18 protein-coding genes and 3 pseudogenes are annotated in these 24,224 nt (G+C 71.1%); 16 read left to right on the top strand and 5 right to left on the bottom strand.

All coding sequences use genetic code 11. The annotated features are described in order from the left end of the window. Positions 1-3 precede the first annotated feature (3 nt). Positions 4-2,424 carry a Tex family protein gene (locus tag NQO67_RS14850; protein ID WP_255950433.1) on the bottom strand — a complete coding sequence of 807 codons (2,421 nt, stop codon included), beginning with the start codon at positions 2,422-2,424 and terminating at the stop codon, positions 4-6. 166 nt (positions 2,425-2,590) lie between these two features. Then, positions 2,591-3,394, bottom strand: coding sequence for an enoyl-CoA hydratase/isomerase family protein (locus NQO67_RS14845; protein ID WP_255950431.1), 804 nt, complete (start codon positions 3,392-3,394; stop codon positions 2,591-2,593). Between the two features lie 231 nt (positions 3,395-3,625). Between NQO67_RS14845 and NQO67_RS14840 the strand changes: the two are divergent. Next, positions 3,626-4,153 (top strand): annotated as a pseudogene (locus NQO67_RS14840) (ATP-binding protein); the annotation flags it as partial. 53 nt (positions 4,154-4,206) lie between these two features. Here the strand turns inward: NQO67_RS14840 and idi are convergent. The 3 genes from idi to galE all read right to left on the bottom strand — a co-directional run bounded on the left by idi (position 4,207) and on the right by galE (position 7,309). Next, positions 4,207-4,800, bottom strand: a complete 594-nt coding sequence (gene idi, locus NQO67_RS14835; RefSeq protein ID WP_255950430.1) for an isopentenyl-diphosphate Delta-isomerase — start codon at positions 4,798-4,800, stop codon at positions 4,207-4,209. A gap of 271 nt (positions 4,801-5,071) precedes the next feature. After that, positions 5,072-6,043, bottom strand: a complete 972-nt coding sequence (locus NQO67_RS14830) for a cation diffusion facilitator family transporter (protein WP_255950429.1) — start codon at positions 6,041-6,043, stop codon at positions 5,072-5,074. Positions 6,044-6,319: 276 nt separating this feature from the next. After that, the gene (gene galE / locus NQO67_RS14825) at positions 6,320-7,309 is read right to left on the bottom strand and encodes a UDP-glucose 4-epimerase GalE (RefSeq protein ID WP_255950428.1); all 990 of its coding nucleotides are present in this window, start codon (positions 7,307-7,309) and stop codon (positions 6,320-6,322) included. Between the two features lie 299 nt (positions 7,310-7,608). Between galE and NQO67_RS14820 the strand changes: the two genes are divergently transcribed. From NQO67_RS14820 to hpnH, 15 genes and pseudogenes are all read left to right on the top strand, one after another. Further along, positions 7,609-9,501 carry a DUF5941 domain-containing protein gene (locus tag NQO67_RS14820; RefSeq protein WP_255950712.1) on the top strand — a complete coding sequence of 631 codons (1,893 nt, stop codon included), beginning with the start codon at positions 7,609-7,611 and terminating at the stop codon, positions 9,499-9,501. Then, positions 9,498-10,262 carry a phosphocholine cytidylyltransferase family protein gene (locus tag NQO67_RS14815; protein WP_255950427.1) on the top strand — a complete coding sequence of 255 codons (765 nt, stop codon included), beginning with the start codon at positions 9,498-9,500 and terminating at the stop codon, positions 10,260-10,262. Before NQO67_RS14820 ends, NQO67_RS14815 begins: the two co-directional genes overlap by 4 nt. Then, entirely contained in the window at positions 10,250-11,314 is a 1,065-nt protein-coding gene (locus NQO67_RS14810; RefSeq protein ID WP_255950426.1) for an iron-containing alcohol dehydrogenase family protein, read from the top strand. Before NQO67_RS14815 ends, NQO67_RS14810 begins: the two co-directional genes overlap by 13 nt. After that, entirely contained in the window at positions 11,292-12,071 is a 780-nt protein-coding gene (locus NQO67_RS14805; RefSeq protein ID WP_255950425.1) for a CDP-alcohol phosphatidyltransferase family protein, read from the top strand. Before NQO67_RS14810 ends, NQO67_RS14805 begins: the two co-directional genes overlap by 23 nt. A gap of 2 nt (positions 12,072-12,073) precedes the next feature. Beyond that, positions 12,074-12,319, top strand: a pseudogene (locus NQO67_RS44245) (glycosyltransferase family 2 protein); the annotation flags it as partial. A 114-nt stretch (positions 12,320-12,433) separates the two neighbouring features. Then, a pseudogene (locus NQO67_RS44240) lies at positions 12,434-13,090 on the top strand (glycosyltransferase family 2 protein); the annotation flags it as partial. Between the two features lie 128 nt (positions 13,091-13,218). Further along, the gene (locus NQO67_RS14795) at positions 13,219-14,148 is read left to right on the top strand and encodes an ABC transporter permease (RefSeq protein WP_255950424.1); all 930 of its coding nucleotides are present in this window, start codon (positions 13,219-13,221) and stop codon (positions 14,146-14,148) included. Beyond that, positions 14,141-14,920, top strand: coding sequence for an ABC transporter ATP-binding protein (locus NQO67_RS14790; protein WP_255950423.1), 780 nt, complete (start codon positions 14,141-14,143; stop codon positions 14,918-14,920). Before NQO67_RS14795 ends, NQO67_RS14790 begins: the two co-directional genes overlap by 8 nt. A 600-nt stretch (positions 14,921-15,520) precedes the next feature. Further along, positions 15,521-16,474, top strand: coding sequence for a squalene synthase HpnC (hpnC, locus tag NQO67_RS14785; RefSeq protein WP_255950422.1), 954 nt, complete (start codon positions 15,521-15,523; stop codon positions 16,472-16,474). Next, entirely contained in the window at positions 16,471-17,433 is a 963-nt protein-coding gene (hpnD, locus tag NQO67_RS14780; RefSeq protein WP_255950421.1) for a presqualene diphosphate synthase HpnD, read from the top strand. Before hpnC ends, hpnD begins: the two co-directional genes overlap by 4 nt. Before the next feature lie 136 nt (positions 17,434-17,569). Then, on the top strand, positions 17,570-19,066 hold the full coding sequence (gene hpnE / locus NQO67_RS14775; RefSeq protein ID WP_255950420.1) for a hydroxysqualene dehydroxylase HpnE: 1,497 nt from the start codon (positions 17,570-17,572) through the stop codon (positions 19,064-19,066). Between the two features lie 137 nt (positions 19,067-19,203). Beyond that, positions 19,204-20,271 carry a polyprenyl synthetase family protein gene (locus tag NQO67_RS14770; RefSeq protein ID WP_255950419.1) on the top strand — a complete coding sequence of 356 codons (1,068 nt, stop codon included), beginning with the start codon at positions 19,204-19,206 and terminating at the stop codon, positions 20,269-20,271. A 130-nt stretch (positions 20,272-20,401) separates the two neighbouring features. Further along, entirely contained in the window at positions 20,402-22,435 is a 2,034-nt protein-coding gene (shc, locus tag NQO67_RS14765) for a squalene--hopene cyclase (protein WP_255950418.1), read from the top strand. Then, complete coding sequence (locus NQO67_RS14760; protein WP_255950417.1) at positions 22,435-23,094, top strand: phosphorylase family protein; 660 nt, start codon at positions 22,435-22,437, stop codon at positions 23,092-23,094. Before shc ends, NQO67_RS14760 begins: the two co-directional genes overlap by 1 nt. A gap of 6 nt (positions 23,095-23,100) precedes the next feature. Beyond that, entirely contained in the window at positions 23,101-24,120 is a 1,020-nt protein-coding gene (gene hpnH, locus NQO67_RS14755) for an adenosyl-hopene transferase HpnH (RefSeq protein ID WP_255950416.1), read from the top strand. Positions 24,121-24,224 lie beyond the last annotated feature (104 nt).

The raw sequence follows: 24,224 nt of genomic DNA, 5'->3' as shown, positions 1-24,224 counted from the left end.
AGGTCACCGCTTGGGGTCCACCAGGCCCGCCCGGCGCAGCGCGTCGGCCATCGCGCTGTTCGCGGGTGCCGGGGCCGGCGCCCTTCCGCCACGGCCCTGCTGGCCCTGCCGGCCGCCCTGCCGCTGCGCGCCGCCGCCGCCCTGCCGCTGGGCACCGCCTTGCCGTTGGCCCGCAGCGCGTCCCCGCTGCCCGCCCCGGCCGTTGCCCGCGGCGGCGGGTGCTGCCGCGTCGTCGTCCAGTCGCAGGGTCAGCGAGATGCGCTTGCGTGGAATGTCCACGTCGAGCACCTTCACCTTGACGATGTCGCCCGGCTTGACCACGTCCCGCGGGTCCTTCACGAACGTCTTCGACATCGCGGAGACGTGTACGAGGCCGTCCTGGTGCACGCCGACGTCCACGAACGCGCCGAACGCGGCCACGTTGGTCACCACGCCCTCCAGCACCATGCCCGGGGTCAGGTCGGAGATCTTCTCCACGCCCTCCTTGAACGAGGCCGTCTTGAACGCCGGCCGGGGGTCGCGCCCCGGCTTCTCCAGCTCGCGCAGGATGTCCGTCACGGTCGGCAGGCCGAAGGTGTCGTCGACGAAGTCATCGGGCTTCAGCGAGCGCAGCACCGACGTGTTGCCGATCAGCGCGGCGACGTCGCCGCCGGCCTTCTGCATCATGCGGCGCACCACCGGATAGGCCTCGGGGTGCACGCTGGAGCCGTCCAGCGGGTCGCTGCCGCCGCGGATCCGCAGGAAGCCAGCGCACTGCTCGTACGCCTTCGGGCCGAGCCGGGCCACGTCCTTCAGTGCGGTGCGGGAGCGGAACGGGCCGTTGGTGTCGCGGTGCGTGACGATGTTCTCCGCGAGGCCCGAGCCGATGCCCGAGACGCGGGCGAGCAGGGGGGCGGAGGCGGTGTTCACGTCCACGCCGACGCCGTTGACGCAGTCCTCGACGACCGCGTCCAGCGAGTGGGAGAGCTTCACCTCCGACAGGTCGTGCTGGTACTGGCCGACGCCGATCGACTTGGGGTCGATCTTCACCAGCTCGGCCAGCGGGTCCTGGAGCCGGCGTGCGATCGACACCGCGCCGCGCAGCGAGACGTCCATGTCCGGCAGTTCCTGCGAGGCGAACGCCGAGGCGGAGTACACCGAGGCGCCCGCCTCGGAGACCATCACCTTCGTCAAACCCAGCTCCGGGTGCCGGGTGATCAGGTCGCCGGCGAGCTTGTCGGTCTCGCGGGACGCCGTGCCGTTGCCGATCGCGATCAGCTCGACAGCGTGCTCCTTGGCGAGCCGGGCCAGCGTGGCGATGGACTCGTCCCACTTGTTCTGCGGCACGTGCGGGTAGATCACGCCGGTGGCGACGACCTTGCCCGTCGCGTCGACCACGGCGACCTTCACGCCGGTGCGGAAGCCGGGGTCGAGGCCCAGCGTGGCGCGGGTGCCGGCGGGGGCGGCGAGCAGCAGGTCGCGCAGGTTCGCCGCGAAGACCCGGACCGCCTCGTCCTCGGCAGCGGTGCGCAGCCGGAGCCGGAGGTCGATGCCGAGACGCACCAGGATGCGGGTACGCCAGGACCAGCGCACCGTCTCCTGAAGCCACTTGTCCGCGGGCCTGCCGCGGTCCGCGACCCCGAACCGGGAGGCGATGATGGGCTCGTACGACGAGGGGGCGCCGGGCTCGGCGGACGGCTCCTCGGGCTCCAGGACGAGGTCGAGGATCTCTTCCTTCTCGCCGCGCAGCATGGCCAGCACGCGGTGCGAGGGAAGCTCGGTGTACGGCTCTGCGAAGTCGAAGTAGTCGGCGAACTTGGCGCCCGCCTCCTCCTTGCCGTCCCGCACCCGGGCGGCCAGCCGCCCGCGTGTCCACATCCGCTCACGCAGTTCGCCGATCAGGTCGGCGTCCTCGGAGAACCGCTCGGCGAGGATCGCGCGGGCGCCCTCCAAGGCGGCTGCTGCGTCGGCGACGCCCTTGTCCGCGTCGATGAACGCGGCGGCTGCGGCGGCCGGCTCCACCGACGGGTCGCCCAGCAGGCCGTCGGCGAGCGGCTCGAGCCCCGCCTCACGGGCGATCTGTGCCTTCGTGCGCCGCTTCGGCTTGTAGGGCAGGTAGATGTCCTCAAGGCGCGCCTTGGTCTCCGCGGCGCGGATCTGGGCCTCCAGCTCCTCGGTGAGCTTGCCCTGTTCGCGCACCGATTCGAGGATGGTGGTGCGCCGCTCCTCCAGCTCGCGCAGATACCGCAGCCGCTCCTCGACGGCCCGCAGCTGCGCGTCGTCGAGCATCTCGGTCGCCTCTTTGCGGTAACGGGCGATGAAGGGCACCGTCGAACCACCGTCGAGCAGCTCGACGGCCGCCTTCACCTGCCGCTCCCGTACGCCGAGCTCCTCGGCGATCCTGCCTTCGATGGACCCCACCTGGGGTACCGAGGGTGTCGTCACGATCCCGTACCGCCTTCTCCGTTCATGGTTGCGCCGCAATTGTGGCAGGCGGCACCGACAATCGGGCTCAGGGCACCCCCACCGAGTCCCGTTGCCCGCGTCACCCCTGTCACCGACGTGCTCGGGGTGGCCACCCGGTCTAGCACACAGGACGACCGCGTCACGGTCATCGCTGCTCGGGCCACCTGAATTGCGGTGTCCTGCGTTCCAGGAACGCGGCCGCTCCCTCCGCGGTCTCGCCGCTGCGTCGGGCCTCCGCGGCGAAGTGGTCGGCCCGGTCCGTGCGGCCGGCGATGAACTCTTTCGTGGCCGTCTGCGTCAGTTGCGAACGCGACATCAGAATGCGGCTGAACTCGGCGACCCGTGCGTCGAGTCCGCCGTGTGGCAGTACCTCGTCCACCAGACCGGTGCGCAGGGCGCGTCCCACATCGATCAACTCGCCGGAGAACAGCAGGTATTTGGCGGTGGCAGGTCCGACGAGTTCGACCAGGCGGCGGGTGGCGGACGGCGGGTAGACGACCCCCAGCTTTGCGGGGGAGACGCCGAACAGCGCGTTCTCGTCCGCGAAGCGCAGATCGCAGGCCACCGCCAGCTGGCAACCGCCGCCCACGCAGTGACCGCGCACTGCGGCGAGCGTCGGTCTGGGAAAGTCGGCGAGCGCCTCCTCGGCCGCCATGGCGAGCCGCCGCGGCCCGGCTTGCTCCCCCGCTGCCGGTGCTGGCTGCTCCTCCGCCACCTGCGCCGGGTCCGAATCCGTCCCCCGCAGCAACGAGATGTCGGCGCCCGCGCAGAACGTGCCGCCGGACCCGGTGAGCACCAGCACCCGGACCTGCGGATCCGCTGCGAGTGTGGCCAGCAGCGGCGGCAGCGCCAGCCACATCTGCGCGGTCATGGCGTTCCGCTTCGCCGGGTGGTGGAGGACGACGGTCGCGACGCCGTCCTCGATGGTGTGGAGCACCTGGGGGATCATGCGCCGGATGGTATCCGCCGGTCTCCCGCCGCTGGGTGCCCCTGATCACGGTGGTAGTGACGGAGCGTAATCAAAAGCCGTACAACACGAAAAAGGGCAAGAATCGGCAGAAGAGGGACGGAATCGCTCTGTGGATCATCTTGGTCATGCGCCGACGGTCGAGTTCCGTCGATACACGCCGAGTTACGCGCAGTCGTGGGACATGGCGCCGGGCTTGCCCACACTCGTCACGTGGTGACAACCGAGCGTGAGGGCGGGGACCGGACGATGGACAGCGGCGGGTGGAGAGACCTTCCAGGCTCCCAGGGCGGCACGGGAGCGCCACCCGGGCCGGGCGCCGACCCCGCGGCACGCCCGTACGAAGGCGTCTGGCGCTTCACCGCCCCCGCGCTGGACTCCTCGGTGCCGCAGGCCCGGCACGCCGTGCGGGAGCTGCTCGCCCGCCAGGGCGTGCCGGTCGGCGACGACGTCCTGCACGGCCTGCTGCTCATCGTCTCGGAGCTGGTCACCAACGCCGTACGGCACGCGGCACTGCTCTCCCCGATGCTCGCCGTGGAGGTCGGCGTGGGCGCCGAATGGGTGCGGGTCTCCGTGGAGGACAACCACCCCTACCGCCCCGCCGCGCTGGTGGCCGACCACGGTCAGACCGGTGGACGCGGCCTGCTGCTGGTCCGGGAGATCGCGCGGGAAGCGGGCGGGGTGTGCGACGTGGCCCAGACCGCGGGCGGCGGCAAGATCATCTGGGCGGCGCTGCCGCTGCACCTGCCCGTGCAGGATCGGTACGCCGGACCTGGCGCCGTGCCCGCGACGGCTCACCAGCCGGCGTCGGGTCCGGTCAGTTCCTTGATGGTGGGCCGGGCGGCCTCCAACACCGTCATGAACCACGCCGAGAACGGATCCTGATCATGCCGCTGGGCCAGTTCGGTCGCGGTCACGAAGGCCGTGGCACCGATCTCGTCGGGATCCGGCCGCAGCGTGGTGCGGACCAGGCCGGCGAACAGGTGGTTGAACTCCTGCTCGACCAGGCCGGACGCCGGGTCGGGATGGTTGTACCGGACGGTGCCCGCCTCGGCGAGCAGGGACGGGGAGACGCCCAGCTCCTCGAAGGTGCGGCGGGCCGCCGCGGCGAACGGCGACTCGCCGGGGTACGGGTGCCCGCAGCAGGTGTTCGACCAGACACCGGGGGAGTGGTACTTGCCGAGGGCACGCTGCTGGAGCAGCAACCGGCCCAGGTCGTCGAAGAGGAACACCGAGAACGCCCGATGCAGCTGTCCCGGTGGCTGATGGGCGGCGAGCTTCTCCGCCGTGCCGATCGTGGTGCCGTCCTCGTCGACCAGTTCGAGCAGGATCGCTTCGGCGGCGCCGTTCGGAGAACGGTGATCTGTGGGGGTAGGTGTGATCGGCATACCCATCCTTAACCTCGTTCGTCGAACCTCAAGTCTGCCGTACGGTGCCGACCCTCCCGGGAGCGGCTGCTCCCCACATGTTCCGTCGTGGGCGGTCGGGGCATACGGGGCGTCCCGGCAGGTCCCCGGAACCTGACCGGAGATCTGATCATGCCCCCGCGTGCCCCGGCGGAATCGTCGCGCGGCCCCGGACCGAGGCGTGCGCATGGCGACGGCGTACACCCTTGGGCGCGTGCATCCCGATGCGCCCGCGCGCCCCGCCCACCGCGGCTCAGCGGCAGAGGCCCGCCTCGTGCTCGGCGTGCCCGCCGGGCTCCAACTGGAAGGTGCAGTGCGCCACATCGAAGTGCTCCCCGAGACAGCCCTGGAGCTCGTGCAGCATCTTCTCGTGCCCGGGATCGCTCAGTGCCGCGGTGCTGACCACCACATGTGCGGACAGCACCGGCATCCCCGACGTGATCGTCCAGGCATGCAGGTCATGGACGTCCTCCACCCCCGGAAGCGCCAGGATGTGCGCTCTCACCTGCGCCATGTCGACGCCCTCGGGCGCCGCCTCCAACAGCACGTTCACCGTTTCACGGAGCAGTCTCACGGTGCGCGGGACGATCATGAGGGCGATCGCCAGCGACGCGACCGGGTCGGCGGTGCGCCAGCCGGTCGTCAGGATGACGGCGGCCGACACCAGCACCGCCACCGACCCCAGCGCGTCCGCGGCCACCTCCAGGAAGGCCGCGCGCACGTTGATGCTCTGCTGCCTGCCGCGCATCAGCAGGGTCAGCGAGACCATGTTCCCCACCAGGCCCACCAGCGCGAAGACGACGGTGAGCCCGCCCGAGGTGGACGTCGGTGTGATGATCCGCTCGACCGCCTCGAAGACGACGTAACCGCCCACGCCGAGCAGCAGCAGACAGTTGGCGAGTGCGGCCAGGATCTCGGCGCGGGCGTAACCGAAGGTGCGCCTGCCGGTCGCCGGACGGGCCGCGAAGTGGATGGCGATCAGCGCCATCGCGAGCCCCAACGCGTCGGTGGCCATGTGCGCCGCATCGGCGATCAGTGCCAGCGAGTCGGCCAGCAGCCCACCGGAAAGCTCCGCCAGAGTGATCGCCACCGTGATCGACAGCGCGATGCGGAGCTGTCCGCGGTACCCGTGGGCCGCGGTGCCCTCCCCCACTGCCGTGAGGGCGTGGGAGGTGCCCCCGGCCGGGGCGCCGCGCGCGTGCCCGTGATGGTGCCCAGCCCCCATGGAAGCCTCCGCCTCGGTCCACCCAGTGGTCCATGATCTGCCCGACGCTGTCAGTGAACTACGTGCCAGGGGCGCCCGGCAACATGGCACTGAACACCGTTGTCACTGTCCTGACCTGCGCAAACAAAAACATGCAGAGTCGAAAGACAGACCCTTGACGGCGGCGACCGGCGCTGGCCGGCGGGGGGCCGGTGATGGGCGTCGGTGGGCGGGAACGGCCCGGTACAGCGCAACGTCCACCGGGGGAACCCCGCTGGAACCGGGCCTACCCGAAGGTCACCCGCGCGTCGCGCCGGGGTGCCGCAGCTGCCAGCCACGCCACGCCGACTCGATCATCTCGTGCACCCCGCGCCGCGCCGTCCAGCCCAGTGTCTCCTCGGCCCGTGTCGCCGAGGCGACGGCTCGCGGTGCGTCACCCGGACGGCGGCCCTCCACGAGGGCGGGCCGCTGGTCGCCGGTGACATCGGCGATCACCGAGATCAGCTCGCGCACGGACACGCCCTCGCCACGCCCGACGTTCACCGTGAGATCTCCCACGTCACCCGCGTCACCCCTGGTCAGCCACTGCGCAGCGGCCAGATGGGCGTCGGCGAGGTCGGCCACGTGGATGTAGTCACGGACGCAGGTGCCGTCCGGCGTCGGGTAGTCGTCCCCGAAGATCCGCGGCGACTCGCCCCGGGTGAGCCGGTCGAACACCATCGGGATGACGTTGTACACGCCGATGTCCGCCAGCTCCGGCGCGGCGGCCCCGGCGACGTTGAAGTAGCGCAGGCACGCCGTCGCGATGCCGTGCGCCCGGCCCGCCGCACGCACCAGCCACTCACCGGCGAGCTTGGTCTCGCCGTACGGGCTCAGCGGGACGCAGGGGGTCTCTTCCGTGATCAGGTCCACGGCAGGATTGCCGTAGACCGCCGCCGACGACGAGAAGACGAACCGCGTGATGCCCGCGGCGACCACCGCCTCCAGGAGGGTCGTCAGGCCGCCGACATTCTCCCGGTAGTACCGCAGTGGCCGCTCGACCGACTCGCCGACCTGCTTCTGCGCCGCGAGATGCACCACACCGGTCACCGAGTGCTCCGCGCACACCTGCTTCACCAGGTCGGCGTCGGCCACCGTGCCCTGCACTATCGACACGTCAGGACCGAGCCGCCCGGCCACACCGGTGGAGAAGTCGTCCAATACGACCACCCGCTCGCCCGCGCCCATCATGCTGCGCACCACATGCGCCCCGATGTATCCGGCACCGCCGGTGATAAGCCACGTCATGGGCAGCCACCCTAATAAGCGGCCGGAACGTACGCCCCTGCCCGGTCCTCCCGGCGCGCTGCGGCGCGTCAGCGCAGGTACGCCCGGTGCCGTCGCAGTGATCGTCCGTGATCGCCCGTGATCGGTATCGGGTGCCCGATGACCCGGCTGATCGGCACGTGAACAGGCGGTGAACACCTGCTTCGCGCAATCAGATAGCCTCTGCCGACATGCCGCCCGGCCGTCCCCGGCCGGCCGCGCTCCCGTCATCGCAGCTGCCCCGGCGAGAAGCACCGCCGGCACCCAAGGAGTGAGTTCGTCTGTCGACCGCCATCCTCACCGGCCAGCCGGTCCCCGGATCATCGCTTGAGGACGATCTGCGGTCGCTCGGCTTCGATGTGCGCCAGGCCACCGACGCAGCCCACGCCGGAACGCTGCTCGCCGACATCCCGACCGCACAGCGGGTGGCCGTCGTGGACCAGCGCTTCGTCGGCCACCTGCACGCCCTGCGGCTCGCCCTGACCGACCCGCGCTTCGACGCCGGTGCCGTGTCCGGAGCGGTGGCCGTCGCCCCCGTGGCCCGGCCGGCTCTCGACCGTGCCCTGCGCCACGCGGCCGCCGCGACGGCGTACCCGAGCGGGACGACGGCCGGCGCGAGCGACGCGGAGGGCGGCGCGGCGCGCACCACGGGCGCGGCGACCACCGCCGCCGGAACCCTGGCCGACGGGCTCGCCGACCGTGTGGCGGCCGCGCTCACGGACGCCGGCACCGAGGTGCACCGTCCGGAACTCGGCACCCTCGTCGCCGCCGTCCCCACCGACCAGGCGGCACGCGACGAGGCCGTGCACGCCGTGGCCGCCGTCGACGACGAGGCCGTCCGGCTGCGCAGCGCCGTGAAGGCGCGGGACGGCTTCTTCACCACCTTCTGCATCAGCCCCTACTCGCGTTACCTCGCCCGGTGGTGCGCACGCCGCGGCCTCACCCCCAACCAGGTGACCACCGCCTCGCTGCTCACCGCACTGATCGCGGCGGCCTGCGCGGCGACCGCCACCCGGGGCGGCTTCATCGCCGCCGGCGTGCTGCTGCTGTTCTCCTTCGTGCTGGACTGCACCGACGGGCAGCTCGCCCGCTACGCCCTGAAGTACTCCACGCTCGGCGCCTGGCTGGACGCCACCTTCGACCGGGCCAAGGAATACGCGTACTACGCGGGTCTCGCGCTCGGCGCCGCCCGCGGCGGGGACGACGTCTGGGCGCTGGCGCTCGGCGCGATGGTGCTCCAGAGCTGCCGGCACATCGTGGACTTCGCCTTCAACGAGGCGAACGCCGACGCGCAGGCCAACACCAGCCCCACCGCCGCCCTCTCCGACCGGCTCGACAACGTCGGCTGGACGGTGTGGGTGCGCCGCATGATCGTGCTGCCGATCGGGGAGCGCTGGGCCCTCATAGCCGTGCTCACCGCCGCCACGACACCGCGGATCACGCTCGTCGTGCTGCTCATCGGCTGCGCCTTCGCGGCCCTGTACACCACCGCGGGCCGGCTGCTGCGCTCGGTGACCCGGAAGGCCCAGCGCACCGCACGCGCGGCGCGGGCGCTGGCCGACCTGACGGACCGCGGCCCCCTCGGGGACGCCGTCGCCGCCGGCTCCCAGGGCTTCGCGCGCCACCTGCCGTCCTTCGCGCCCCCGCTGGTGGTGCTGGTCGGCGGCCTGCCGGCGGTCGTGCTGAGCGCCACCTCGCCGTACGGGACCTTCCTGCCCGTCATCGGGGCCGCGCTGTACTGCGTCTTCTCCGGTGTCGCCACCGCGCGCCCCCTCATGGGCGCCGTCGACTGGCTCGTGCCGCCCTTCGTCCGGGCCGTCGAATACGGCACCGTCCTGCTGCTCGCGGCCCGCGCGGACGTGAACGGGGCCTTGCCCGCGGCTTTCGGGCTGGTGGCCGCCCTCGCCTACCATCACTACGACACGGTGTACCGCATCCGCGGCAACACCGGCGCACCACCGGCCTGGCTGGTGCGTTCGATCGGCGGACACGAGGGCAGGACACTCCTGGTCACCGTCCTGGCCGCAGTGCTCGCCCCCGCTGATTTCGCCACCGCGCTCACGGTCCTGGCCGTGCTCGTGGCCCTGCTGGTGCTGACCGAGAGCATCCGTTTCTGGGTGACGCAGGTCTCCTCGGGAGCACCCGCCGTACACGACGAAGGAGAACCCGCATGATCGGCCTCGTGCTGGCGGCCGGCGCCGGACGGCGTCTGCGTCCCTACACCGACAGCCTCCCCAAGGCTCTGGTGCCGGTCGGCCGTGCGGGCATAGAGGGTGAGGACCCCGACGGGCGCACGGTGCTCGACGTCATCCTGGGCAACTTCGCCGAGATCGGCCTCACCGAGGCCGCGATCGTCGTCGGGTACCGCAAGGAGGCCGTGTACGCGCGCAAGGCCGCGCTGGAGGCCAGGTACGGCCTCAAGCTCACGCTGGTCGACAACGACAAGGCAGAGGAGTGGAACAACGCCTACTCCCTGTGGTGCGCCCGTGACCTCTTCGCCGACGGCGTGATCCTCTCCAACGGCGACACCGTGCACCCCGCCTCCGTCGAGAAGACGCTGCTCGCCGCACGCGGCGCCGGCAAGCAGATCATCCTGGCGCTCGATGCGGTGAAGCAGCTGGCCGACGAGGAGATGAAGGTGGTCGCCGACCCCGCCAAGGGGGTGCGGAAGATCACCAAGCTGATGGACCCCGCCGAGGCCTCCGGCGAGTACATCGGCGTCACCCTCATCGAGGGAGCCGCCGCAGCCGGGCTCGCCGACGCGCTGAAGACCACCTTCGAGCGCGATCCGCAGCTGTACTACGAGGACGGCTACCAGGAAATGGTCGACCGGGGCCTGCGGATCGACGTGGCGCCCATCGGCGACGTGCCGTGGGTCGAGATCGACAACCACGACGATCTCGCCAAGGGGCGGGAGGTCGTATGCCGGTACTGACCAGGCTGATCCCCTCGCCGGTGGTCGTCGACATCCGGCGCGGTGCGCTCGACGACCTGGCCGAGATCCTGTCCGACCAGCGCATCGCCCCCTCCGGCCGGATGGCCTTCGCCATCAGCGGCGGTTCGGGACAGGCACTGCGGGAACGCTTCGCACCCGCGCTGCCCGGCGCCGACTGGTTCGACGACGCCGACGGCACCATCGACGGCGCCGTCCGGCTCGCCGACTCGATCAAGAAGGCGGGCCACTACGACTCGGTGGTCGGGCTCGGCGGCGGCAAGGTCATCGACTGCGCCAAGTACGCCGCGGCGCGGGTGGGCCTGCCGCTGGTCGCGGTGGCCACCAACCTCGCCAACGACGGTCTGTGCTCCCCGGTCGCCACCCTCGACAACGACGCGGGCCGCGGCTCGTACGGGGTGCCCAACCCGATAGGGATCGTCATCGACCTGGACGTCATCCGGGACGCGCCGGTGCGCTACGTCCGGGCCGGGATCGGCGACGTGATCTGCAAGATCTCCGCGGTTGCCGACTGGGAGCTGTCGCACCGGGAGACCGGCGAGCCGGTCGACGGCCTGGCCGCGGCGATGGCAAGGCAGGCCGCCGAGGCCGTGCTCCGCCACCCCGGCGGCATCGGCGACGACGCGTTCCTGACGACGCTCTCCGAGGCCCTGGTGCTCTGCGGGATCTCCATGTCGGTGGCGGGTGACAGCCGCCCGGCCTCCGGCGCCTGCCATGAGATCTCTCACGCGTTCGACCTGACCTTCCCGCGGCGCAACGCGCTGCACGGCGAGCAGTGCGGCCTCGGCGGCGCGTTCGCCACGTTCCTGCGCGGTGATCACGACACGGCCGGGCAGATGGCCGAGGTGCTGCGCCGGCACGGCCTGCCGGTCGCGCCCGAGGAGATCGGCTTCACCCTGGACGAGTTCGTCCAGGTGGTGCAGTTCGCTCCGCAGACCCGACCCGGCCGCTTCACCATCCTGGAACACCTCGACCTGTCCACCCACCAGATCAAGGACGCATACGCCGACTATGCCAAGGCCATCAGTAGCTGAACTCCGCCCGGTCGTGCACCCCGCGGGGGTGAAGGACCGGCGCAGCGGTGAGCATTGGGGGGGACGCCTGTACATGCGGGAGGTCTCCCTGCGGGTGGACCGGTACCTGGTGAACACCCGGGTCACGCCCAACCAGCTCACCTACCTGATGACCCTCTGCGGTGTGCTCGCCGCCCCGGCCCTGCTGGTGCCGGGGATCACCGGCGCGGTGCTCGGCGTCGTCGCGGTCCAGCTGTATCTGCTGCTGGACTGCGTCGACGGTGAGATAGCCCGCTGGAAGAAGCAGTTCTCACTCGGCGGGGTGTACCTGGACCGGGTCGGCGCCTACCTGACCGACGCCGCGGTCCTGGTCGGCCTCGGGCTGCGCGCCGCCGACCTGTTCGGCGACGGGCGCATCGACTGGCTGTGGGCCTTCCTCGGGACGCTCGCCGCGCTCGGCGCCATCCTGATCAAGGCGGAGACCGACCTCGTCGGCGTCGCCCGGCACCAGGGCGGGCTGCCGCCCGTGAAGGAGGCGGCGAGCGAGCCGCGTTCCTCCGGAGTGGCGCTGGCCCGCCGGGCCGCCGCGGCACTCAAGTTCCACCGGCTGGTGCTGGGCATCGAGGCCTCCCTGCTGATCCTGCTCCTGGCCATCTGCGACGCGGTCCGCGGGGATCTGTTCTTCACCCGGCTCGGCACCGCCGTGCTCGCCGCCATCGCGCTCCTCCAGACCCTGCTCCACCTGGTCTCCATCCTGGCCTCCAGCCGGTTGAAGTGAGGATGCCCGTGAGCCCCGTCACCGAGAGCAAGACGCTGAAGGTGGGTGTGGTGATCATCACCATGGGCACCCGCCCCGCCGAGCTGCGCGCCCTGATCGACTCGATCGCCAAGCAGGAGGGCGACCCGGTCGAGGTCGTCGTGGTCGGCAACGGCTCACCCGTGCCGGACGTCGCGGGCCTGGCCTGCCCCGTGCGGACCGTCGAGCTGCCCGAGAACCTGGGCATCCCCGGCGGGCGCAACGTCGGCATTGCGGCGTTCCGCACCGGATCGGACGAGCGGGAGCTTGCGCCCACGGCGGCGGCCACGGCGTCCGGGACCCCCGGCGAAACGGTTGCTCCCGGTCGCCTCGGCGACACCGCCGGGTCCGGCCCCTTCACCGTCGACGTCCTGCTCTTCCTGGACGACGACGGACTGCTCGCGCAGCACGACACCGCCCGGCTCTGCCGCGAGGCCTTCGCAGCGGACCCCGAGCTCGGCATCATCAGCTTCCGCATCGCGGACCCGGAGACCGGCGTCACCCAGCGCCGCCACGTGCCGCGCCTGCGGGCCTCCGACCCGATGCGCTCCTCGCGGGTGACCACCTTCCTGGGCGGCGCCAACGCGGTGCGTACCGATGTCCTCGCCCAGGTCGGCGGCCTGCCCGGCGACTTCTTCTACGCCCACGAGGAGACCGACCTGGCCTGGCGGGCCCTGGACGCCGGATGGCTGATCGACTACCGCTCCGACATGGTGCTGTACCACCCGACGACGGCGCCGTCCCGGCACGCCGTCTACCACCGGATGGTGGCCCGCAACCGCGTCTGGCTGGCCCGGCGTAACCTCCCTGCCCTCCTCGTCCCGGTCTACCTCGGGGTCTGGCTGCTGCTGACCCTTTTGAGGCGTCCGTCACGGCCCGCGCTCAAGGCGTGGTTCGGCGGCTTCAAAGAGGGCTGGTCGACGCCTTGCGGGCCGCGTCGGCCCATGCGGTGGCATACGGTGTGGCGGTTGACCCGACTGGGCCGACCTCCGGTGATCTGACAAGCTCGTATCCAGGAACCCGGCCGTGCGCTCGCCCCGCGGGCGCGCGCCCGCGTCCGGGAGCGCCCCGGGCACCTCCCCCACTGCCTTATAGGCGTGGGAGGTACCCCCAGACGAAAGTTTCCGCTGTGAGTGAGACAACGCGCGACGGCGGCGTTGTGGTAAGCACGCCTCCGTCCCCCGACGACGGGCTGACGCCCGCCGAGCTGGCCGCCAGGCACGGACTCTCCGTGAGCGGTGCCCGGCCCGGCCTGCTGGCGTACGTGCGCCAGCTGTGGGGGCGGCGGCACTTCATCCTGGCCTTCTCGCACGCCAAGCTGACCGCCCAGTACAGCCAGGCCAAGCTCGGCCAGCTGTGGCAGGTGGCGACCCCGCTGCTCAACGCTCTGGTCTACTACCTGATCTTCGGGCTGATCCTGAAGGCCAGCCGCGGCATGTCGCACGAGGTGTACATCCCGTTCCTGGTGACCGGTGTGTTCGTGTTCACCTTCACGCAGAGCTCGGTGATGGCCGGCGTACGGGCGATCTCCGGCAATCTGGGCCTGGTGCGCGCCCTGCACTTCCCGCGCGCCTCGCTGCCCATCTCGTTCGCGTTGCAGCAGCTCCAGCAGCTGCTCTTCTCGATGGTGGTGCTCTTCGTCGTCGCGATCGCGTTCGGCAGCTACCCGGGCCTGTCCTGGCTGCTCATCGTGCCGATCCTGGTCCTCCAGTTCCTCTTCAACACCGGCCTGGCCCTGGTCATGGCCAGGATGGGCGCCAAGACACCCGACCTCGCGCAGCTGATGCCGTTCATCATGCGGACCTGGATGTACGCGTCCGGTGTGATGTTCTCCATCCCGGTGATGCTGAAGGACCGGCCGGGCTGGATCGCGGACGTTCTCCAGTGGAACCCGGCCGCCGTCTACATGGACCTGATGCGCTTCGCCCTCGTCGACGGCTACGGCTCCGCCAACCTGCCGCCGCACGTCTGGGCGGTCGCCCTCGGCTGGGCCGTGCTCGTCGCGGTCGGCGGCTTCGTGTACTTCTGGAAGGCGGAGGAGCGGTACGGACGTGGCTGAGCAACACACCGGGGCACGACGACCCACCGTCATCGCGGACGAGCTGCACATCGTCTATCGCGTCAACGGCGCGAAGACCGGTCGCGGCACCGCGACCTCCGCGCTCAGCCGGATCGTGCGCCGCGGCCAGGAGCGCGGGGTGCGCACCGTCCACGCCGTCAAGGGCGTCTCCTTCGTCGCCTACCGCGGCGAGGCCATCGGCCTGATCGGGTCCAACGGCTCCGGCAAGTCGACGCTGCTCCGGGCCATCGCCGGACTGCTGCCGGCCGAGCGCGGCAAGGTCTACACCGACGGGCAGCCCTCCCTGCTGGGGGTCAACGCCGCCCTCATGAACGACCTGACCGGCGAGCGGAACGTCATCCTGGGCGGGCTCGCCATGGGCATGCCCCGGGAACAGATAAAAGAGCGCTACCAGGACATCGTCGACTTCTCCGGCATCAACGAGAAGGGCGACTTCATCACCCTGCCGATGCGCACCTACTCCTCCGGCATGGCGGCCCGGCTGCGCTTCTCCATCGCGGCGGCCAAGGACCACGACGTCCTGATGATCGACGAGGCGCTGGCCACCGGTGACCGCAAGTTCCAGAAGCGCTCCGAAGAGCGCATCCGCGAGCTGCGCAAGGAGGCCGGCACGGTGTTCCTCGTCAGCCACAACAACAAGTCCATCCGGGACACCTGTGACCGGGTGCTGTGGCTGGAGCGCGGCGAACTCCGCATGGACGGTCCGACGGAGGACGTCCTGAAGGAGTACGAGAAGTTCGCGGGCAAGTAGTCCGCCCGGCCGGCGAGTCCGAAGCCCCGGCACCCCTGTGCCCGGTGTCCGGGCGAGTCTGAAGCCCCGCCACCTGATGTCCCGGCAGCTCTGCGTGACGGGCATGCCGTAACGCCGTAAGGGGCGTGCCCCCGCGGTACTCCCTGCGCTCCACTGCAGCCCGGCGTGCTGGGCGCCGCGCCCGTGCGGCCGTGCGGAAGGCGCTGTGCCGGCGGGTCCGTTCGGGTGTGTGGACCGTTACGGGCGTGCCGCGTGGGGCGGTTGATGTCCGTCGGGCCGCTCACCCAAGGTCTGCCGATCTTCTCTGCCGGATCCGGAATCTTGGCGCCGATCGGTGTGTTCTTGTGATGTGCAGGACACCCCGACGATCTCTAATGCGTTGTACAACGTAAGCTGGAGTGGTGCTGAAAGGCGCCAAGTGGGTGATACCGCCCCATGCCTCGGTGCGGGGGACCGAGGCGGCCGAGTGCACCGCTGAGCGGCGTGTCCGAAAGAGGGTCTCTTGGGTCGGCAGTGTAGAACGGGAGATGTGACGGCAATGGCTACGGGAAGTCCCCAGCTCCGCACTGCTCGTGCCGTCCCCGCGCCGGGCAGCACGCGGTGACGAGACCTCGTGACACGCGCGACACCCGCGCCAAGGAAGCGGCCCAGGGCACCGAGGCGGTCGTACGCGGCACGCTCGACAAGGCCGCGCACGAGAACTTCCCCGTGGCCCCCTTCTTCCTGCCCCGTGCCTGGCGGGACGACCTCATGGCGGTCTACGGCTTCGCCCGTCTGGTGGACGACATCGGCGACGGAGACCTCGCGCCCGGCGGCGGTGACGCCCGCCATCTGGGTGTCGCCCCTGAGCAGGCCGACGACCGGCTCGCGCTGCTGGACGCCTTCGAGGCCGACCTGCTCACCCTCTTCGAAGGGGACACGGCGTCGGACGGCGGAGGCCCGCGCCACCCGGTGCTGCGCCGGCTCGCGCCGACCGTGCACCGGCACTCCCTGACCCCGGACCCGTTCCTCGGCCTGATCGCGGCCAACCGGCAGGACCAGCTCGTCAAGCGCTACGAGACCTACGACGACCTGCTGGCCTACTGCGAGCTGTCCGCGAACCCGGTCGGTCGGTTGGTGCTCGCCGTCACCGGCACAGCGACGCCCGAGCGCATCCGGCTCTCGGACGCCATCTGCACCGCGCTCCAGATCGTCGAGCACCTCCAGGACGTCTCCGAGGACCTGGCCCAAGATCGTATCTATCTGCCAGCGCAGGACATGAAGCGGTTCCACGTGCGTGAGGAGGACCTGACCGCTGCCACCGCAGGCGCATCGGTGCGCGCGCTGATCGCCTTCGAGGCGGACCGCGCTCGCGATCTACTGAATGAAGGGACCCCCCTGGTGGGTAGCGTCCACGGCAAGCTGACGCTGCTGCTGGCGGGGTTCGTGGCCGGGGGGCGGGCCACGATCCGAGCGATCGCCGCCGCCTCCTACGACGTACTTCCCGGACCACCGAAGGCCAGCAAGATTCAGTTGCTGCGTGAGGTGGTAGCGACTCTGCGAGGAAAGGGGTGAGTCGGACCGTGGAGACGGATCAGCACGTGTCCGCGCCGGTACTCGCCGCATACGGCTACTGCGAGACCGTCACCGGGCAGCAGGCCCGGAACTTCGCGTATGGGATCAGACTGCTCCCGGCGCCCAAGCGTCGTGCCATGTCCGCGCTGTACGCGTTCTCGCGGCGCGTCGACGACATCGGAGACGGGGCGCTGGAGCCGACCGCCAAGGAGGCACGACTCGAAGAGACCCGCGCCCTGCTCAACCGGATCCAGTCCGGCGACGTGGCCGAGGACGACACCGACCCGGTGGCCGTCGCCCTCACGCACGCCGCAGAGCACTTCCCCATCCCGCTCGGCGGACTCGACGAACTCATCGACGGCGTCCTGATGGACGTACGCGGCCAGAGCTACGAAACCTGGGACGACCTGAAGGTCTACTGCCGGTGCGTGGCCGGGGCCATCGGACGGCTCTCGCTCGGCGTGTTCGGCACCGAGCCCGGCGCGCGAGGAGTCGAGCGCGCCGCCGAATACGCCGACACCCTCGGGCTCGCCATGCAACTCACCAACATCCTGCGGGACATCCGCGAGGACGCCGAGGGAGGCCGCACCTACCTTCCCTCCGACGACCTGGGGAAGTTCGGATGCTCCGCCGGCTTCGGCGGCCCCACCCCGCCCGAGGGGTCCGACTTCGCCGGCCTGGTGCACTTCGAGGCACGCCGGGCACGGACGCTGTTCGCCGAGGGCTACCGCCTGCTGCCCCAGCTGGACCGGCGCAGTGGTGCCTGCGTCGCCGCCATGGCCGGCATCTACCGCCGCCTGCTCGACCGCATCGAGCGCGATCCGTACGCGGTGCTGCGCGAACGGGTCTCGCTGCCGGGGCGCGAGAAGGCCTATGTCGCGGTGCGCGGACTGTCCGGCGCCGACGCCCGCCATGTCTCCCGCGGCACCCCCCGACTGGGCATCAGGAGGCGTGCCTGATGCACCCGTGCACGGATCGCCGCCCATCTGATTGCAGGTGTAGGTCAACCCCAGGCGGGCACACGGCGTCCCAGATTGCGACGGCCCGGCCCGCCCCAGTCATGCGTGCCCAGGGCCCGGCCGACAAGGAGCGCGCATGAGGGACGACGCCCCGCTGTCCCAGCGGGCCGATCCAGCAGAGACTGCCACCGACCCCACTGACGCCGACACCACAGGCCGCCCCGGGAGGGCGGCCGCCGTAGTGGTCGGCGGCGGGCTCGCCGGCATCACCAGCGCACTGGCGCTGGCTGACGCAGGCCTGCGGGTGACCCTGCTCGAGGGACGGCCACGACTGGGCGGCCTCGCCTTCTCCTTCCAGCGCGGCAACCTGTCGGTCGACAACGGCCAGCACGTCTACCTGCGCTGCTGCACCGCGTACCAGTGGTTTCTCGACCGCATCGCGGCCACCGACCTCGCGCCACTGCAAAGACGTCTCGACGTCCCGGTGCTTGACGTTGCCGCTTCAAGGGGTCCTCGTCTGGGCCGGCTGCGACGCACCGCGCTTCCGGTGCCGTTGCATCTGGCGCAGAGCCTGACGACCTACCCGCACCTGTCGCTCGCCGAGCGCGCCAAGGTCGGCCGTGCCGCGCTTGCCCTGGGCCGGCTCGACCTGACCGATCCTGCCCTGGACCGTCAGGACTTCGCGAGCTGGCTGGCCCGGCAGGGACAGTCGGCGCGCGCCATCGAGGCACTGTGGGACCTGGTGGGCGTAGCGACCCTCAACGCTCGGGCCGGCGACGCCTCGCTCGGGCTTGCCGCCATGGTCTTCAAGACCGGGCTGCTGTCCGCCCCGGGAGCGGCCGACATCGGCTGGGCGCAGGTACCCCTCGGTGACATCCATGACACGCTCGCCCGCAAGGCGCTCGACGCCGCGGGAGTCCGTACCGAACTGCGAACACGCGTCACCTCCGTGGCCCGGACACCTGACTCGGCGCCAGGATCTCGATCGGGTAACTCTCTCATGAAGAACGGGCACTGGACCGTTGAGGTTCCCGGGGAGCGCATCGAAACCGACATCGTCGTCCTCGCGGTCCCGCAGCGCGAGGCGCACGCCCTGCTGCCGTCCGGAGCGGTCGCCGATCCCGACCGGTTCCTTCGGATCGACACCGCCCCGATCCTGAACGTGCACGTGCAGTACGACCGCACCGTGCTCAAGCGCCCCTTCTTCGCCGTGCTGGGCTCACCCGTCCAGTGGGTCTTCGACCGCACCCGGGCTTCCGGCCTGACGGACGGCCAGTACCTGGCGCTCTCCCAGTCGGCCGCCCAGGACGAGATCGACGAGCCCGTGGCCAAGCTCCGCGCACGCTACCTGCCCGAGCTGGAGAAACTGCTCCCGGCCGCACGCGACGCACGGGTGCGGGACTTCTTCGTCACCCGGGAGCGGACCGCGACCTTCGCCCCCACCCCCGGCGTGGGTGCGCTGCGGCCCGGCGCCCGTACCGAGGCGCCCGGCCTGTACCTGGCCGGGGCGTGGACCGCCACCGGCTGGCCCGCGACGATGGAGGGCGCCGTACGCAGCGGTACCAGCGCCGCCCGCGCCGCGCTCACGGCCCTCGGCCGCCCCGGTGGTCACCTCTTCGAGGAGGCGGCATGACATCCGACCCGAACGGGGCAGGCCCCCGCACCCCAGCCAGCGCAGGCCCGCCCGGTGCGGTCGGAGGCGCCATCGGCGTCGCCCCGGCCGCCGTCGCCGGCGCCGCAAGAGCCGGCATCGCAACAGAAGGAGAGACCGTGCCCACTGAGCCATCGGGCGTCACCCCTGCCGAGGCGGTCGACGTCTCCGCACTGCTGGAGCGCGGCCGGGCGCTGACCACACCCGTGCTCCGGGCCGCCGTGGACCGCCTCGCCCCTCCGATGGACACCGTTGCCGCCTACCACTTCGGTTGGATCGACGCCCAGGGCAATCCGGCCGAGGGCGACGGCGGCAAGGCGGTGCGGCCCGCACTCGCCGTGCTCTCCGCCGAGGCCGCCGGAGCGCCGCCCGAGGTCGGCGTGCCCGCCGCGGTCGCCGTGGAACTGGTGCACAACTTCTCGCTGCTGCACGACGACCTCATGGACGGCGACGAGCAGCGCCGCCACCGTGACACCGTCTGGAAGGTGCACGGCCCCTCCCAGGCGATCCTCGTCGGCGACGCCCTGTTCGCGCTGGGCAACGAGATCCTGCTGGAGCTCGGCACGGTGGACGCGGGCCGTGCCGCACGGCGCCTGACGGCCGCCACCCGCGCCCTCATCGACGGTCAGGCGCAGGACATCTCCTTCGAGCACCGAGAGCGGGTCACCGTCGAGGAGTGCCTGGAGATGGAGGGCAACAAGACCGGTGCGCTGCTCGCCTGCGCGGTCTCCATCGGCGCCGTGCTGGGGGGCGCCGACGACCACACGGCGGACGTTCTCGCCCGGTTCGGACACCACCTGGGACTGGCCTTCCAGGCCGTGGACGATCTGCTCGGCATCTGGGGCGACCCGCAGGCCACCGGCAAGCAGACCTGGAGCGATCTGCGTCAGCGCAAGAAGTCGCTGCCGGTGGTGGCGGCGCTCGCGGCCGGCGGCCCCGCCTCCGAACGGCTCGGCGAGCTGCTCGCAGCGGACGCCAAGAGCAGCGACTTCGACAGCTTCTCCGAGGAGGAGTTCGCCACCCGCGCCGCCCTCATCGAGGAGGCGGGCGGGCGCCGGTGGACCAGCGAGGAGGCACGGCGCCAGCACACCATCGCGGTCCGGACGCTGGAGGCCGTGCACATGCCCGAACGGGTGCGGACCGAACTGGCCGCGCTCGCCGACTTCGTGGTCGTACGGAAGAGATGATCGATATCGGCCGGCTGCACCTGTCGTCTGGAGCCATGCTCCAGAACCCGTAGCGAGTCGCCGGCCGGTGCGCCCACCAGCGCACCGGCCGACGGCGGACCCAGCAGACCCACTGCACGAAGGGGAAGCCATGACAGCGACGACCGACGGAAGCACCGGAGCGGTACCGCCCCGCGCTGCCTCGGCCAAGAAGACGACCCCAGCTTCCAAGAAGAAGGAGGAGACCGCACCCTCTGGTGACCCCACCACCCAGGACGCAGCCGAGGTTCCCCAGGACCCCGCCCACCGGGCCATCCAGCGCGCCACCGACTTCCTGCTCTCCCGTCAGGACGCCCAGGGCTGGTGGAAGGGCGACCTGGAGACCAATGTCACCATGGACGCCGAGGACCTGCTGCTCCGCCAGTTCCTCGGCATCCTCGACGAGGCCACCACCAAGGCCGCCGCCCTCTTCATCCGCGGCGAGCAGCGCGACGACGGCACCTGGGCCACCTTCTACGGCGGCCCCGGCGAGCTCTCCACGACCATCGAGGCGTATGTCGCCCTGCGGCTGGCCGGGGACGAGCCCGACGCGCCGCACATGGCACGGGCCTCCGCCTGGGTGCGCGAGCAGGGTGGCGTCGCCGCATCCCGGGTCTTCACCCGGATCTGGCTCGCCCTGTTCGGCTGGTGGAAGTGGGCCGACCTGCCGGAGCTGCCCCCGGAGCTGATCTACTTCCCGAAGTGGTTCCCGCTCAACATCTACGACTTCGGCTGCTGGGCGCGGCAGACCATCGTGCCGCTCACCATCGTCTCGGCCAAGCAACCGGTGCGCCCCGCGCCGTTCCCCCTCGACGAGCTGCACACCGACGCCTCCGACCCCAACCCGCAGCGCCCCATGGCGCCGGCCGCCAGCTGGGACGGTGTCTTCCAACGCCTGGACAAGGCCCTGCACGCCTACCACAAGGTCGCCCCGCGCCGGCTGCGCAAGGCGGCCATGAACAGCGCGGCACGCTGGATCATCGAGCGCCAGGAGAACGACGGCTGCTGGGGCGGCATCCAGCCACCCGCCGTCTACTCGATCATCGCCCTGCACCTGCTCGGCTACGACCTGAAGCACCCGGTGCTGCGCGAGGGCCTGGCCTCGCTGGACAGGTACGCCGTGTGGCGCGAGGACGGGGCCCGGATGATCGAGGCCTGCCAGTCGCCGGTGTGGGACACCTGCCTGGCGACCATCGCACTCGCCGACGCCGGGCTGCCGGCCGACCACCCGCAGTTGGTGAAGGCCGCCGACTGGCTGCTGTCTGAGCAGGTGGTGCGGCCCGGCGACTGGTCGGTGCGCAGGCCGGAGCTGGCGCCCGGCGGCTGGTCCTTCGAGTTCGACAACGACAACTACCCCGACATGGACGACACCGCCGAGGTGGCGCTGGCCCTGCGGCGCGTCAGGCACCCCGACCCGGACCGCGTCGACATCGCCGTCGAGCGTGCGACGCACTGGAACCTGGGGATGCAGTCGAAGAACGGTGCCTGGGGCGCCTTCGACGTCGACAACACCAGCGCCTTCCCCAACCGGCTGCCGTTCTGCGACTTCGGGGAGGTCATCGACCCGCCCTCCGCCGACGTCACCGCGCACGTGGTGGAGATGCTGTCCGTGGAGGGCAAGGCGCACGACGCGCGCACCCGGCGCGGCGTCGACTGGCTGCTCGCCGAGCAGGAGAAGGACGGCTCGTGGTTCGGCCGCTGGGGCGTCAACTACGTCTACGGCACCGGCTCGGTGCTGCCCGCCCTCGTGGCGGCCGGGCTGCCCGGCTCCCACCCGGCGATCCGGCGCGCGGTGAGCTGGCTCGGATCGGTGCAGAACGAGGACGGCGGCTGGGGCGAGGACCTGCGCTCCTACCGGGACGTGCAGGAGTGGTCGGGCCGCGGCACCTCCACCGCCTCGCAGACCGCCTGGGCCCTGATGGCGCTGCTCGCGGCGGGCGAGCGGGACTCCAAGGTGGTCGAGCGCGGGGTGGACTTCCTGGCCCGCACCCAGGCGGAGGACGGCTCCTGGGACGAGCCCTACTTCACCGGCACCGGATTCCCCTGGGACTTCTCCATCAACTACCACCTGTACCGCCAGGTGTTCCCGCTCACCGCCCTGGGCCGTTACGTCCACGGGGAGCCCTTCTCCGGCAAGGGGAGCTGATGGCCCCGACCCCGGCGTCCGAGGACCCGACGGGGGCCGCGCCGCTGTTGATCGCCTGCGCGCTCGGCATCGAGCACCTTGCGCTGCGCTCGGGCGCGCACGGCGGCGCCCTCGGTCCCGTCACCGTGCTCCGTAGCGGCATGGGTCCGAAGGCGGCGGACCGTGCCGTGGCACGGGCGCTCGCGGCACCCGAGCTGCGCGACGCGCCCGTGATCGCCGCCGGATTCTGTGCCGGGCTCGCCCCCGGCATGCACCCCGGCGACGTGGTCGTGGCGGAGGAGACCCGGGACCCGCGGGGCAGCACCCTGTGCCAGGGCACGGAGCTGCTCCGAGCCGAGCTGGCCCGCGCGGCGCCGGGCCGTACCGTGCACACCGGCCCGCTCACCGGCTCCGACCACGTGGTGCGCGGCCCGGAGCGTGCCGATCTGCGGGCCACCGGCGCCATCGCGGTCGACATGGAGTCGGCGGCGACCCTGTACAGCGCGGTGCGTGCCGGACCCCGTCCGGTTGCGGCCGTACGAGTGGTCGTGGACGCCCCAGAGCACGAACTTGTTCGTATCAGCACGGTGCGCGGGGGAATATCAGCCTTCCGTGTTCTCCGTGCCGTACTTCCTACTTTCTTTGAATGGCACCGTAACGTGCTGCTACCCCGGAGGTGAGCCCTCATGGCCATGCCGCTCCGTCAGTCCATCAAGGTTGCGACCTACCTCTTTGAACAGAAAGTGCGCCGACGTGACAAGTTTCCGCTCATCGTGGAACTTGAACCGCTGTTCGCCTGCAATCTGAAGTGCGAGGGGTGCGGAAAGATCCAGCATCCGGCCGGTGTGCTCAAACAGCGCATGCCGGTGGCGCAGGCCGTGGGCGCGGTACTGGAGTCCGGTGCGCCGATGGTGTCCATCGCGGGCGGCGAACCCCTGATGCACCCGCAGATCGACGAGATCGTGCGGCAACTGGTGGCCAAGCGGAAGTACGTCTTCCTGTGCACCAACGCCATGCTGCTGCGCAAGAAGATGGACAAGTTCACGCCCTCGCCGTATTTCGCGTTCGCGGTGCACATCGACGGGCTGCGTGAGCGCCACGACGAGTCCGTGGCCAAGGAAGGCGTCTTCGACGAGGCCGTGGCGGCCATCCGGGAGGCCAAGCGCCGTGGCTTCCGGGTCACCACGAACTCCACCTTCTTCAACACGGACACCCCGCAGACCATCATCGAGGTGCTGAACTACCTCAATGACGACCTGAAGGTCGACGAGATGATGATCTCGCCCGCCTACGCCTACGAGAAGGCGCCCGACCAGGAGCACTTCCTGGGCGTCGAGCAGACCCGGGAACTGTTCAAGAAGGCCTTCTCGGACGGCAACCGGCGGCGCTGGCGGCTCAACCACTCACCCCTCTTCCTGGACTTCCTCGAGGGCAAGGTGGACTTCCCCTGCACCGCCTGGGCCATCCCCAACTACTCGCTGTTCGGCTGGCAGAAGCCCTGCTACCTGATGAGCGACGGCTACGTGCCCACGTATCGCGAGCTCATCGAGAAGACCGACTGGGACGCCTACGGCCGCGGCAAGGATCCACGGTGCGCCAACTGCATGGCGCACTGCGGCTACGAGCCGACCGCGGTGCTCGCCACCATGGGGTCCCTCAAGGAGTCGCTGCGCGCCTTCACCGAGACCGTCTCGGGGAACCGGTGATGGCCATGACCTCAGGTCAGCCGGTCTCCCTGGGCCTTCCCGACCTGCCGCCCCGCCCCCTCGCCGAGCGCCGTAAGAGCCGGCGCCTTCAGGTGGGGTCGGTT

It is taken from the genome of Streptomyces odontomachi (assembly GCF_024435355.1).
In the GTDB taxonomy this organism is placed as follows: domain Bacteria; phylum Actinomycetota; class Actinomycetes; order Streptomycetales; family Streptomycetaceae; genus Streptomyces; species Streptomyces odontomachi.
This window is presented reverse-complemented; position numbering and strand designations above follow the sequence as displayed.

Bases quoted from the DNA above. Each gene is read 5' to 3' on its own strand.
- NQO67_RS14805 (WP_255950425.1), top strand. From the start codon at position 11,292: ATGCCAAGGCCATCAGTAGCTGAACTCCGCCCGGTCGTGCACCCCGCG.
- galE (WP_255950428.1), bottom strand. From the start codon at position 7,309: ATGACGTGGCTTATCACCGGCGGTGCCGGATACATCGGGGCGCATGTG.
- hpnH (WP_255950416.1), top strand. From the start codon at position 23,101: ATGGCCATGCCGCTCCGTCAGTCCATCAAGGTTGCGACCTACCTCTTT.
- NQO67_RS14845 (WP_255950431.1), bottom strand. From the start codon at position 3,394: ATGATCCCCCAGGTGCTCCACACCATCGAGGACGGCGTCGCGACCGTC.
- idi (WP_255950430.1), bottom strand. From the start codon at position 4,800: ATGCCGATCACACCTACCCCCACAGATCACCGTTCTCCGAACGGCGCC.
- hpnE (WP_255950420.1), top strand. From the start codon at position 17,570: ATGAGGGACGACGCCCCGCTGTCCCAGCGGGCCGATCCAGCAGAGACT.
- NQO67_RS14760 (WP_255950417.1), top strand. From the start codon at position 22,435: ATGGCCCCGACCCCGGCGTCCGAGGACCCGACGGGGGCCGCGCCGCTG.
- NQO67_RS14810 (WP_255950426.1), top strand. From the start codon at position 10,250: ATGCCGGTACTGACCAGGCTGATCCCCTCGCCGGTGGTCGTCGACATC.
- NQO67_RS14830 (WP_255950429.1), bottom strand. From the start codon at position 6,043: ATGGGGGCTGGGCACCATCACGGGCACGCGCGCGGCGCCCCGGCCGGG.
- shc (WP_255950418.1), top strand. From the start codon at position 20,402: ATGACAGCGACGACCGACGGAAGCACCGGAGCGGTACCGCCCCGCGCT.
- NQO67_RS14815 (WP_255950427.1), top strand. From the start codon at position 9,498: ATGATCGGCCTCGTGCTGGCGGCCGGCGCCGGACGGCGTCTGCGTCCC.